Below are 13133 nucleotides of genomic sequence, written 5' to 3'. Positions count from 1 at the left end.
GCCTTTGGCGGACGACCGCGCGGTGCGGCACGGCGCGCACGCGGAGCACGCTTTACCGGTGCAGCATCGCCATCGTTGCTGTCTGCGGAAGAAGAAGCAGATGCTGCGACCTCATTGCTATCGGCCAAATTATTGCCGGTATCATTCGACGTATTATCTGTCGATGCCGCAACGTCATCCTGGCTGACAGAATTATCGTTGCTGTCGTCGCCATTTTGGTTTTCGCTACGCTCGTCTCGGTTCGGGCGATTGTTACCCCGATCATTCCGGTCGTTGCGATCATTACGCTGCGGGCGCGGGTTGTTATTGTCGCCACGCTCTTCACGACGCTGGTTTTCCCAGTCAATCGCGGCCTGCAAAATACGATGATAGTGTTCCGCATGCTGGTAATAGTTTTCAGCAAGAACCGGATCGTCAGTACAATCCTTCGCCAGCGAAACGTATTTTTCGTAAACCTGCTGGGCGTTTCCACGAACGCGCCCGTCCGGACCGTTACTGTCAAAAGTCTGAAATTTCGGATTTACAGGACGTTTATTCGGCTGCTGCCGACCGCGCGGACGCTTATTATTGTTGTTGTTGTTGTTGTTGTTGTTATTTCTCATATCAACATGTCTTTGGTGTTGAAGGACAAATCCGGATTCATCAAGGAATCCCGGAACCACTCCGTCTGAAAAACATATTTCCCGCTAAACAGCACCGATTGAACGGCACTACGATAAACCCGCCGAAAACCTTAAAGGGAACGGAGATTCATTACTGTTTACAGGGGAACACGGCGCTTTCATAGCGCGTCGGGCACCCGGCCCGTAAAAACAACCTATATGGCTTGACGCCTTATTCCAACTGTTTTTTTCAATGCCTGTATTTTTTTTGCAATGACGTGGCAGATCGGTCAGATCACACAGCGGCCAACCGAGCAACGGGTCTTTTTGGCTGCAACGCAGCGCACGATGCCGCCCAGATCCTCCCGATATTCCACGCCGACAAATCCGGCCTCGACCAAAAGGCGGGCAACGTCTTCTTCCTGTCCCTGTCCGATTTCAAAAATGACAAACCCGGCCGGTTTGACGAGGGAAAACGCAACCTGTGACAGAATGCGATACGCACTAAGCCCGTCGCCTTCGTCCGTCAGCGCCAAACGTGGATCATATTCGCGCACTTCCGGCGACAGCACTTCCATATCGGCCTGCGTGATATAGGGCGGATTGGACACGACCAGATCAAATCCGGTTTGCCGTTCCTCGTCCGTAATCGCACTGTCCCAGTTCGAAACACGAAACTCAACCTGATCGGCAAGATCAAGGAGCTTGGCATTTTCACGCGCACATGCAACAGCCCCCTCGCTGATATCGACACCAAGCCCGTTTGCATTTTGCAGATCACCAACGATCGAAAGCAAAAGGCACCCTGTGCCCGTTCCGAAATCAAGAACCGTCGGGGCATCCTCATCTTCGAGCCAGTCCAATGCCAGCTCAACAATTGTTTCGCTATCGGGGCGTGGATCAAGTGTTTCGGGTGACAGCTTGAAACTATGGCGCCAGAAATCCCGTTGCCCCAGAATGCGCGACACCGGTTCACGTTTTAAACGACGGGCCACCATATCCCGGAATTTTGCAGCACGGTCATTGGTAACCACATCTTCGGGCCATGCTGTTATCCTGCTGCCATCGATTTCTGCGGCATTCGATAACAGAATACGGGCATCCATTCGGGCATTTTCAATACCGGCATCACGCAGAGCACTTACCGCCTCCTCCATCAGGGCACCAAGGGTTAGCGCATTGTCTTTCGTGCTGGCATTATCAGCCGTCATTGGATCAGTTCTCGATTTCGGCCAGTTTCTGTGCCTGATCTTCGGCAATCAGGGCATCAATCATTTCATCAACCGACGGCCCGCCAGCGATGAAATCATCCAGACGATAAAGGGTCAGGTTGATGCGATGATCCGATACACGTCCCTGCGGGAAGTTGTAGGTCCGGATGCGCTCCGAACGGTCGCCGGAACCGACCTGTGATTTGCGGTCGGCAGCACGTGCGCTGTCCTTGCTTTCACGTTCCTGATCATACAGGCGTGAAAGCAGCATTTTCATCGCCTTTTCCTTGTTCTTGTGCTGGGATTTTGCTTCCTGGCTCGCGGCAACCACACCGGTTGGAATGTGGGTGATACGCACCGCACTGTCCGTTGTATTGACGTGCTGGCCACCGGCCCCTTGCGAGCGATAGGTATCAATCCGCAAGTCTTTCGGATCGATATGAATATCGACTTCTTCTGCCTCGGGCAAAACGGCGACCGTTGCCGCCGACGTGTGAATGCGCCCGCCGCCCTCGGTCACGGGAACACGCTGAACCCGATGCACGCCGCTTTCGAATTTCAGTCGCGCAAACACACCCGCACCCGATACGTTAACGATCACTTCCTTGTATCCGCCAAGGTCGTTTTCATTGGCGTCCATCTGCTCGAACTTCCAGCCGCGGTTTTCAGCGTAACGCTGATACATACGATACAGGTCAGCTGCAAAAAGTGCGGCTTCCTCGCCGCCGGTACCGGCGCGAATTTCAAGGATGGCGTTCTTTTCGTCCGCATCATCCTTGGGCAGAAGCATCAGCTTCACTTCATGCTCCGCCTTGGGCAATTCGTCGAGGATTTCGTATTTCTCGGCTTCGGCCATTTCGCGCATGTCGCGATCGGAACCGGCATCGTCAAGAATTTCCTGCGCGCCCTCCAGATCGGCACGAAGCTTTTTAACCTTCTCGACCGCATCGACAATCGGGGAAAGTTCGGCATATTCGCGCGACAGTTTGGCAAACGAGTCACCATCCGTCGCCCCACCCGAAAGCAGGGATTTGAGCTCGTCGAACCGGCGTACAACGCCATCAAGTTTACCGGGGTCCAGACTCACTCTTTGTCCTCCTTCGGGGTTTCATCATTATCTTCGGCTTTGTCGGCATTCGGAGCGGACTGCAACGCGAACAGACGCGTCAAAAGCTTCTGCGCTTTCATCCATTCGACCGTTCCGGCACCGTCGGTTGTTGCCGCAAGGTCTTTAAGCGCTTGGGTGGGCGCATGCAACAACCGATTGATCAGAAGCCGGGTCGCCTTTTCGGCATCGCCATGGCTTTCGCGCAATGCATCGTCGCGAACGGTTTCGAAATGCGCCCGCAAATCCGCCATCGCCGGGATGGCGGCACGTTCTGCCCGCACACGAACAAAATGCTCGACCTCTTCCTCAATCAGCGCCCAAGCCTCGTCGGCCTTTTCCTCGCGCCCGCCGCGCCCCTCGGCGGCAATCTTTTCAAGATCATCCAGCCGATAGAAAAACACCTCGGCGATCTCGTCGACCTGTGGATCGATATCACCGGGAACCGCCGTATCGATCATCAGGATCGGGCGATAACGCCGACGTTTGATCGCATCCAGGGCACGCGCCTTGTCAATGATATAGCGGCGCGATCCCCCCGCGGTCAGGACCATATCGGCCTCGGCCAGCAGACGATCAAGGTCTTCAAGTTCCGACCAATGACAATCAAGCCTGCGCGCGACAAGACGCGCCCGGGCAGCCAACCGGTCGGTGACCAACACCCGTCCCATGCCGCGTTCGGCAAGGGATGCGGCAATCAGTTCGCCCATATCCCCGGCACCGGCCAGAAGCAGCGTGCAATTGGCAATATCGCCATGCAGGTCGCGCGCAACCGACTGTGCTGCCGCCGCAATCGAAACCGCCCCCTGCCCGATCCCGGTCTGGTTACGGACCTTTTTGGAAATGGCATAAGCTGTCTGATACACCAGCTCCAGCTCGCGTCCGACAAGCTTGTGGTGCCGTGCGATCCGGTGAGCATCCTTGACCTGCCCGAATACTTCGGGTTCGCCGATCACCAGACTGTCAAGAGACGCCGCAACCGCAAAAATATGGCGCAACGCGTCGCGCCCGGACCGTATATAAAGCTCGCTTGCCAGATTGTCGCGATCGATATCCGCCCAAAGTGCGAGAAGATCGATCAGCCGTTCCCGGCCCCGTTCCGCATCCGACGCCAGCAAATGGATTTCGGTGCGGTTGCAGGTCGAAACCACGATCGCCTGCCCCAGACGGGCCTGTGAAATCGCCGACAGAAATTGCGGCAGGCGGGCCTCGTCGATGAACAGACGATCACGCGTATCCTCGCTGGAGCGCCGATGATTGGTGCCGATCACCATCAGGCGATCCAGCGGCCAGTCTCCGGCTTCTTCACGCGGGAATGCGTCTGTCACCCTGCACTTACCTTTTGCCGATTACGCCCGCAAGCTGATCAAGCGCGATTTCCTGCTGCTCACCACTGTCAAGGTCGCGAAGCTGGGCGACGCCCTTTGCCAGTTCGTCATCGCCAAGGATAACCGCAAGACGGGCATTTGCCTTGTCCGCGCGCTTCATGCGTTTTTTCATGTTCCCGGCATAACCGAGCTCGACCGCAATACCAGTTTCGCGCAATGTCTGTGCGAGTGTACGGCATCGTGCCTCGGCTGCACCTCCCATCGGGATCAACGCAATCGGCCGGGGTCCGGCCGGGGCTTCGCCGACCATCAGAGCCAGGCGTTCAACACCAGCCGCCCAGCCAACACCAGCCGTCTGCGGGCCACCCATGGTCGAAATCAGGCCATCATAACGGCCACCGGCCATCACGGTTCCCTGTGCACCAAGGGTGTTGGTCGTGAACTCGAAACAGGTATGACAATAATAATCCAGACCACGTACCAGACGCGGGTTCAGCTCATATCCGATACCGATATCGCCAAGCCCGCCGGTCAGCGACTTGAAGAATTCCTGACTGTGTTCGTTCAGATATTCCGCAAATAACGGTGCATTGGCGACCAGTTCCCGATCGCCTTCATCCTTGGAATCAAGAATACGTAGTGGGTTCTTTTCAAGACGCGCCCGACTGTCTTCTGACAACTTGCCGAAATGTCCCTTGAAATAATCGACCAGAACATCGCGATACGCCGCCCGGCTCTCCGGATCGCCAAGGGTATTGAGCTCAAGCGTTATGCTGTCCCACAGGCCAAGGCTTTTAAGGGTATGGGCACCATAGGCGATCATTTCGATATCGCCTGCGACCTGTTCGACGCCCAGAAGCTCCGCACCGATCTGGTGGAACTGGCGCTGGCGGCCTTTCTGCGGGCGCTCATACCGGAACATCGGCCCGTAATAGGAAACCTTGACCGGTGACATCTGCTGCATCCCGTTCGAGATATAGGCGCGCGCAATGCCAGCGGTGCCTTCTGGGCGCAGCGTGATCTGTTCACCACCGCGATCCTCGAATGTGTACATTTCCTTGGTCACCACATCGGACGTATCGCCAAGGGTACGGGCAAAGACCTCGGTAAATTCGAAGATCGGCGTCGTCATGCGATGGTAACCATACAACTCGCCGATGTCGCGCGCGACCTGCGCGATATGATCCTGCAGACGGTTCTGTTCAGGCAGAAGGTCGTGCGTGCCTCGGACGGGTTGAAGCGATGCCACTTTGGGGTCTCCGATCTAACTTGAATTCCAGATATTTGCGCCAAAACGATCAACGCAAATTCATGTGAACATGAAAATAGCTTTCCGCCCGGACGGCGGAAAGCCAAAATTCGTCAATTCTGCTAAGCTATTCCGCCGCGGCCAGCTTTGCAGCTTCTTCGGCTTCGATCTTGGCGGCGCGTTCCTCGACCAGTTCGACGATATGGTCGACCATCTTTTCGGTGCTGACATTGTGATCCGGACGGCCGGAGATATACATTTTGTGGTTGCCACCACCGCCACCTGTAAGCCCGATATCGGTCTCTCGTGCCTCGCCCGGGCCATTAACGATACAGCCAATGATGGACAGCGAAATCGGGGTTGAAATGTGGGCCAGCCGTTTTTCAAGTTCGGCCACGGTATCAACCACGTTAAAGCCCTGACGTGCACAGGACGGGCAGGAAATGATCTGCACACCGCGGGTCCGAAGGCCAAGCGATTTCAGAATGTCATACCCGACATGGATTTCCTCGACCGGATCGGCTGACAGCGACACGCGCAACGTATCACCAATACCGGCCCACAGAAGGTTGCCCATACCAATCGCCGATTTCACCGTACCACCACGCAGGCCACCAGCCTCGGTAATGCCCAGATGCAGCGGATAGTCGCATGCCTCGGCCAGGCCGTAATAGGCGGCAACCGCAAGGAATACATCGGATGCCTTGACCGAAATCTTGAACTCGTAGAAATCCTGATCTTCAAGGATTTTGGCGTGGTTCAGCGCACTTTCGACCATCGCTTCCGGGCAGGGTTCGCCGTAACGTTCCAGCAATTCTTTTTCAAGCGACCCGGCATTGACGCCGATACGCATCGAACAGCCGTGGTCCTTGGCCGCCTTGACGACCTCGCGCACGCGTTCGGTCGATCCGATATTACCCGGGTTGATCCGCAAACACGCCGCGCCAGCTTCGGCGGCTTCGATCGCACGTTTGTAATGGAAATGGATATCGGCAACGATCGGGACATGCACCTGCTTGATGATGTCTTTCAGCGCCGCGGTCGATTCCCGATCCGGGCAGGAAACACGAACAATATCGGCACCTGCTTCTTCAAGTCGCAGGATCTGATCCACGGTGGCGGCAACATCGGTGGTCAGGGTATTGGTCATCGACTGCACCGAGATCGGCGCATCTCCACCAACTTCCACATTACCAACGCGGATCTTGCGGCTTTTGCGGCGTTCAATATCTCGATAAGGGCGGACGCTCATTTCCGGTTCCAAGCAAATCTGTGTCTCTGGCCGACTATATAGCTCATCAGGGACTAATTAGAAACCGTTGCCTTGCGGTTTTTCCGTCGGATTTTGCAAAGCTGTCATAAAAAAAGCGGCCATATCAGGCCGCTTTTCCGAAAATCACGGGTGGCGCCATCACAAGGATGGCAGGCATCCTTACTGTGCCGTCGCCGATGCCGTGCCTTCAAGGGCTTCAACATCAAGCGAGAAATCCGAAATCACCGCACCGTAATCACCAACCGGCAAGGCTTCCTTGCCATCGACACTATAGGTCAGTGCGCCTGCATTGCCGACTTCAAGCATCAGGCCGTCCTTGTTCGGAACACGATACGTGTCGCCTGCGCTCAGCATCCGGGTCAGCAGGATATTGCCATCGCCTTCGCGAATACGTACCCAGCTGGTTTCGACCGCCTCGATGGTGACACGGCTATCAACATTAACCGCACCGAACACACGTCCACCGCCGACTTCGTCAACTTCGGGCGCTGCCGGAACTGCGGCAGTCTCTGCTGCCGGTGCAGCCGGTGTCTGTGCTGTCGTCTCGGCCACAACCTCTGGCGAGGCTGCAGGTGTTTCGACCGGTGCCACAGCTTCTGCTGGTGCTTCAGCAACTTCCGCTGGTGCCGTCTCAACCTCTTGCGAGGCTGCTGCGGTTTCGGCTGTATCGGTTGTTGCTGCCGGTTCCTTCTGTGCAATCACCGGGGCATCGGCGGTCTCTGCCGGTGCTTCCGCCGTCTCGGCAGCTTCCCCGGTCGGAGCAGAGGCCGAAGGTCCAACTTCTGCCGCACGGGCATCGGCTGCATTTTCCAGATTGCGTTCCGGAACGGCCTGTTCGCCGCCTGACGTGTAGCTTGCCAGTCGCTCAGGCAACGGATCGACCAGGTCGGCGATGGTTTTGCCCTGGCTCGACAGATAGTACCAGCCACCATAGGCGCCGATACCAAGCAATGCCGCAATCAGAAGAACCGCCCCACCGGGGACGCGGCTTTCTTGAACAGGTTTCGGGAAACTAAGTTCAGTCCGGGCTGCGGGTGCGTTGCTTTCCGCGCGGAAACGCCGCACGATTTCTGCCCCGTCCAGTCCGAGATGTTCGGCATAGGCTTTGATAAAGCCCAAACCATACGGGCCACCGGGCAACACCGAATAATCGCTGTTCTCGATCGCCTCGATATAAATCTTGCGGATACGCAGCAAACGGCAAACGTCTTCCACGCTCTGACCAAGACTGTTTCGGGTGTGACGCAAAAGGCGCCCTACCTCGGTCTGATCAGAGGAATAGCCGGTATCTGCTTCCATTTTGATGTCATTTGACGGCCCATTCCCAGGCAACGGCCTGAAACGCAAGCGCCCCCCGGATTGCTCGTCCAAATGATCTTCCTTTCGCTTTCCGATCGCCAACTCCGCACCCCCACGTTACGATCTAGCAATAAAAATAGCAGAATCCCCACCAAAAGCGATTGTTTTTAAAGTTTTACACCGTGATCTATTGCGAAAGCCTTAAGACGCGATCGCAACGATTTACTCGAACTTCCCATTATCGACAGGACATATCCTTCAACGCTTGCCGCATTCATGCTCCGGACCATCTCCTTTACAGGACCAACCGCAGCAGGTGCCATCGACAGGCGGCGAATACCCAATCCGATCAGGGCCATCGCTTCAAGTGGTCGCCCAGCCATCTCGCCACAGATGGTCAGACGGACATTCCGTTCGTCACACAATGTGACAAGTTGCCGCATAAATGCGAACACACTTGGCGAAAGTGTGTCGTAACGCCCTTCCAGCCGCGGGTTCCCGCGGTCGGCAGCGAACATAAACTGCAGCAGGTCGTTGGTTCCGACCGACAGAAAGTCGACACGATCCAAAAGCGCCGGTGCCTGCCATATCAGCGCCGGAACCTCCAACATCGCCCCAACCTCTACCCGGTTCGGTACATAGCCGCGTTCTGCTTCACGCTTTAACTGCTGATCCAGAAGCTCTTTTGCCTGATCGAATTCTGCGACTTCGGCAATCATCGGGAACATGACATACAGGTCCCGCTCGTGAGCAGCCCGTATCAACGCGCGCAACTGATGAACAAGCACTGCAGGGCGATCCAGCGTAATACGGATCGAGCGCCAGCCCATCGCCGGGTTCTCCTCTGTCATATCCTCCCAATAGGGCAACAATTTGTCACCCCCGACATCAAGAGTACGAAAGACAACCGGACGACCTTCGGCCTGTTCGAAAATACGGGTATATAAACGGGTCTGATCGCCAATATCGGGCATGGCCGATCTGACCATGAAAGGAATTTCCGTCCGATAAAGGCCGATCCCGTCCGCACCGCTTTCGATCACATGGGGCACATCAATCAGAAGTCCCGCATTTACGTTCAGCGAAATATCGATCTCGTCGCATGTCCGGGCCGGCATATCACGCATCTGCGCATACAGCGCCTTGCGTTCGGCGCGCGCCTTAAGCGCACCGTCGATAACCGAACGAACATCCTCACTTGGCCGGACAAACAGCTGTGCGTTGTCGGCATCGACAATCAGTGGATCGCCTGTTTCAACCTTGTCGAGAACGCCCTTGACCCCGCCCAGCACCGGAATATCAAGGGCACGGGCAACAATCGCCACATGCGATGTGTGCGATCCTTCTTCAAGGGCAAGGCCACGCAAACGCGTGTGATCGTAATCCAGAAGTTCCGCCGGGCCAATATTGCGCGCCACCAGAATGATATCGTCGGGCAACTCGCCAAAGGCCGGGGACTGATACTGCCCCGAAAGATGCTGCAACAGCCGGTTTGCCAGATCTTCAAGATCATGCAGGCGTTCGCGCAAATACGGATCGCTGACCTGGGCCATGCGGGCACGGGTATCGTCATGCACCTTCTGAACCGCGGCTTCGGCTGTCAGGCCGGTATGGACCGCCTCGGTAATGCGGTTCAGCCAGCCGGTATCCTGCGCAATCATTTTATAGGCTTCGAGGATATCACCCGGATCATCATCGCCGCCATTGCTGTCCATTCCAGCAACGGCTTCAAGCATCTTGTCGAGGTGATCCTGAAGCCCACGCATGGCATCTCGAAGCCGGGTCAGTTCTTCGTCCGGGTCGTCCGACACCATCCGGTCGATGACGATGCGCGGTTCATGCAGGACCGCAATGCCCTTGCCAATCCCCGGTGCCAGACGCGCCCCACCCAGACGCAAGGGCAAAAGCGCAATCCCGTCAGTCGGGATCAGTTCTTCACGGCTGACCAACTCGCCACCAGCGACCATTTCGGCCAAAACCATGGCAACGTTTTCAAGCGCTTCCTGCTCATCCTCGGAATAAAGGCGTTCGGTCCGGTTCTGCACGGCAAGCACACCGATGATACGGCCACCGCGCAGGATCGGCACACCGATCATGGAATGATAGATTTCCTCACCGGTTTCCGGACGATAGGCAAAATTCGGATGGCTTTGCGCATCTTTAAGATTAAGCGGTCGCGCATGTGCTGCCACATAACCCACAATCCCCTCGCCAACCCGAAGGCGGGTCATGTGGACCGCCGCCGGGGCCAGACCGCAGGTCGCAAAAAGCTCCAGAACCTCGCCTGCCCGCATCACATAGACCGAACACACCTCTGCCACCATATCGGCGGCAATGATGGTAACGATCTGCCCAAGGCGTTCTTCTGCCGTCCCCGGACCAGCCATGACGTCGCGGACGCGCTTTAAAAGGCGTCGCGGACCAGTGACTGCGGCGGACGGCATGCTCATCGGGCTTAATTGTCTCTTCGTACGAGGGACTGAACGGCCTGTTCGACCAGCTCTTCAAGAATTTCGGCTACCGGTTGTTCTTTCTTTACCATACCAACCGACTGTCCTGCCATAACCGATCCGCTTTCGACATCACCATCAATAACGGCCCGGCGAAGCGCCCCCGCCCAGAAATGTTCGATCTCAAGCTGGGCTTCGCCCTGATCGACCTCACCGGCACGGAATTTCGCAATCACCTTGCGCTGGGTATCAAGGAATTCGTCAGTCCCCTTGTTGGCAAGCGCACGCACCGGAATGACCGGGAAACGTTCGTCAAGCTGCACCGTGGTAACCGCGTCGCGTGCGCTGGCACGGATAAAGGCCTTTTTGAAATCCGGATGGGCAATGCATTCGGTCGCACAAACAAGACGCGTCCCGACCTGAACCCCGGCAGCTCCCTGTTCAAGCAATCCGGTCATGGCTTCGCCACGACCGATACCACCGGCACAGAAAATCGGCACATCCTTGATTTCCGGAAGAATCTCCTGTGCCAGAACGGTCAGTGAAACCGGGCCGACATGCCCACCGGCTTCGCTGCCTTCGATCACCAGCGCATCCGCACCCGATCGCACCAGTTTCTTAGCCAGCACCAGCGCTGGTGCAAAACAGACAACCTTCGCAAATTCCTTGGCTTTCTTGATCGATGCCGATGACGGCAGACCACCGGCCAGAACCACGTGACCAACCTCGTGCTCGCGGCAAACCTCGATCAGGTCGTCAAGCATCGGGTGCATGGTAATCAGGTTCACCCCGAACGGCTTTTTGGTCAGCGCCTTGGTCCCGGCAATTTCGGCTGACAGCAGATCCGGGGTCATCGACCCGCAGGCAATCACGCCAAAGCCACCGGCATTTGAAACCGCCGCCACAAGGTGACGTTCGGAAACCCAGGACATTGCACCCGCCAGAATGGCGTAATCCGTTCCCAGAAATTCCTTGCCCGCCGCCCACAATTTTTCAAGACGGGCGCGTGCCGCATCGAATTTCGGATCGCTCATATCATCAGTACCCCAAAGCAGAAATGCAGGGAACCGGGGTTCCCTGCCATTTCATCATAAAGGCCGAAACCGATAGTTCCAGCTAGTATGTAATAATTGACGCAATTTAACAGTGACTTAATCGTACACAACGAAGTCACATTATCAAATTACTCGGCATCAAGACCATAAGCGGTATGAAGCGCACGAACTGCCAGTTCGGTATATTCTTCGGCAATCAGAACGCTAACCTTGATTTCCGAGGTCGAAATGACCTGGATATTGATGCCTTTTTCCGCAAGCGTTTCAAACATCTTGCGTGCAACGCCAACGTGCGAACGCATGCCGACACCGATGATCGATACTTTGGTCACATCCGACGTGCTCAGCAATTCCTTGTAGCCGATCTTGGCCGAATTACCTTCAATTACCGACAAAGCACGTTTGAATTCGCCGCGCGGCACGGTAAAGGTCATGTCGGTGCTTTTACCGTCTTCCGAGACGTTCTGCACGATCATGTCGACATTGATATTGGCCTCGGCCAGCGGGCCGAAGATAGAAGCAGCGATTCCCGGTTTGTCTGCGACTTTCACCAAGGTGATCTTGGCTTCATCACGGCTATAGGCAATCCCGCTGACGACTTCCTGTTCCACGATTTCGTCCTCGTCTACAACAAGTGTTCCTTCTGCATCGCTAAAGGTCGAACGGACCTGCACCCGGACGCGATGGTTCATCGCCATCTCGACTGAACGGGTCTGAAGGACCTTCGCACCAAGCGATGCCAGTTCAAGCATTTCTTCGTAGGTAATTTTTTCGATCTTGCGCGCCTTGGGCACGATACGCGGGTCAGTCGTATAGACACCGTCAACATCGGTATAGATATCGCAACGATCCGCCTTCAGGGCCGCGGCAAGAGCCACCGCCGAAGTATCGGAACCGCCACGGCCAAGCGTGGTGATGCGATTATCCGGGGCAATCCCCTGGAAGCCGGCAACACACACAACCTCACCACCATTCATGCGCTTGTCGAGTTCGGTGGTATCGATTTCCTTGATACGCGCCTTGGCATGTGCCCCGTCGGTCTTGATCGGAATCTGCCAGCCAAGCCATGAACGTGCCGGCACATCCATGCTTTGCAGTGCCATCGCGATCAGGCCGACTGTCACCTGTTCGCCCGACGATACGATCACGTCATATTCGCGCGCATCATACATTGGCGAAATTTCATCAGCCCAGCCTACCAGTTCGTTGGTCTTGCCAGACATGGCCGAAACAACAACCGCGACCTGGTTTCCGGCATCGACCTCGGCTTTGACCCGACGGGCGACGTTCTTGATCTTTTCGACATCGGCGACCGATGTGCCGCCGAATTTCATGACAATACGGGCCATGAAGTATCCCCGCTAAGCTTGCCATCCATCGGCGTTCCGAAAAAGATGGCATGTGATCCGGCCCTCGATCGATTGGCGCAAGCCTGCAATGCGGCGCGCCGCCTGATCCGGGCGGCGTTATCAATACTGCCATACTCTCTCGGAAACAAGCATCAACGCAGGGGAAAATTGCATCGATTCATTTTTTATTCGGGTTTGATGATCCTGATGCA

10 protein-coding genes are annotated in these 13133 nt (G+C 56.1%); all 10 read right to left on the bottom strand.

Annotated features, from left to right (window positions below; translation table 11 throughout):
• Window positions 1-602 (bottom strand): DUF4167 domain-containing protein (locus TH5_RS16145; RefSeq protein ID WP_244204947.1); only part of this gene is annotated, 602 nt, incomplete at its 3' end.
• Between the two features lie 290 nt (window positions 603-892).
• Entirely contained in the window at window positions 893-1813 is a 921-nt protein-coding gene (gene prmC, locus TH5_RS16140) for a peptide chain release factor N(5)-glutamine methyltransferase (RefSeq protein WP_114122701.1), read from the bottom strand.
• 4 nt (window positions 1814-1817) lie between these two features.
• Complete coding sequence (prfA, locus tag TH5_RS16135) at window positions 1818-2900, bottom strand: peptide chain release factor 1 (protein ID WP_114122700.1); 1083 nt, start codon at window positions 2898-2900, stop codon at window positions 1818-1820.
• Entirely contained in the window at window positions 2897-4246 is a 1350-nt protein-coding gene (gene hemA, locus TH5_RS16130) for a glutamyl-tRNA reductase (protein ID WP_114122699.1), read from the bottom strand. Before hemA ends, prfA begins: the two co-directional genes overlap by 4 nt.
• 7 nt (window positions 4247-4253) lie before the next feature.
• A complete protein-coding gene (gene hisS / locus TH5_RS16125) occupies window positions 4254-5495 on the bottom strand; it encodes a histidine--tRNA ligase (protein WP_114122698.1) in 1242 nt (413 codons plus the stop codon).
• Between the two features lie 127 nt (window positions 5496-5622).
• Window positions 5623-6747 (bottom strand): flavodoxin-dependent (E)-4-hydroxy-3-methylbut-2-enyl-diphosphate synthase, encoded by a 1125-nt coding sequence (ispG, locus tag TH5_RS16120; RefSeq protein WP_114122697.1) that lies wholly within the window; start codon window positions 6745-6747, stop codon window positions 5623-5625.
• A 180-nt stretch (window positions 6748-6927) separates the two neighbouring features.
• Entirely contained in the window at window positions 6928-8067 is a 1140-nt protein-coding gene (locus TH5_RS16115) for a helix-turn-helix domain-containing protein (RefSeq protein WP_114122696.1), read from the bottom strand.
• 167 nt (window positions 8068-8234) lie between these two features.
• A complete protein-coding gene (ptsP, locus tag TH5_RS16110) occupies window positions 8235-10517 on the bottom strand; it encodes a phosphoenolpyruvate--protein phosphotransferase (RefSeq protein WP_062953386.1) in 2283 nt (760 codons plus the stop codon).
• 5 nt (window positions 10518-10522) lie between these two features.
• On the bottom strand, window positions 10523-11551 hold the full coding sequence (locus TH5_RS16105) for an NAD(P)H-dependent flavin oxidoreductase (RefSeq protein WP_062953385.1): 1029 nt from the start codon (window positions 11549-11551) through the stop codon (window positions 10523-10525).
• 149 nt (window positions 11552-11700) lie between these two features.
• Window positions 11701-12921, bottom strand: coding sequence for an aspartate kinase (locus tag TH5_RS16100; protein ID WP_062953384.1), 1221 nt, complete (start codon window positions 12919-12921; stop codon window positions 11701-11703).
• Window positions 12922-13133: the final 212 nt, after the last annotated feature.

The sequence above is a fragment of the Thalassospira xianhensis MCCC 1A02616 genome (assembly GCF_003326475.1).
GTDB lineage: Bacteria > Pseudomonadota > Alphaproteobacteria > Rhodospirillales > Thalassospiraceae > Thalassospira > Thalassospira xianhensis.
The sequence above is the reverse complement of the archived record's forward strand: the minus strand, read 5'-3'. Positions and strand labels throughout refer to the sequence as shown.

Coding starts and splice junctions, on each gene's coding strand:
- prmC (WP_114122701.1), bottom strand. CDS start 1,813: ATGACGGCTGATAATGCCAGCACGAAAGACAATGCGCTAACCCTTGGT.
- ispG (WP_114122697.1), bottom strand. CDS start 6,747: ATGAGCGTCCGCCCTTATCGAGATATTGAACGCCGCAAAAGCCGCAAG.
- TH5_RS16115 (WP_114122696.1), bottom strand. CDS start 8,067: ATGGAAGCAGATACCGGCTATTCCTCTGATCAGACCGAGGTAGGGCGC.
- ptsP (WP_062953386.1), bottom strand. CDS start 10,517: ATGAGCATGCCGTCCGCCGCAGTCACTGGTCCGCGACGCCTTTTAAAG.
- TH5_RS16105 (WP_062953385.1), bottom strand. CDS start 11,551: ATGAGCGATCCGAAATTCGATGCGGCACGCGCCCGTCTTGAAAAATTG.
- TH5_RS16100 (WP_062953384.1), bottom strand. CDS start 12,921: ATGGCCCGTATTGTCATGAAATTCGGCGGCACATCGGTCGCCGATGTC.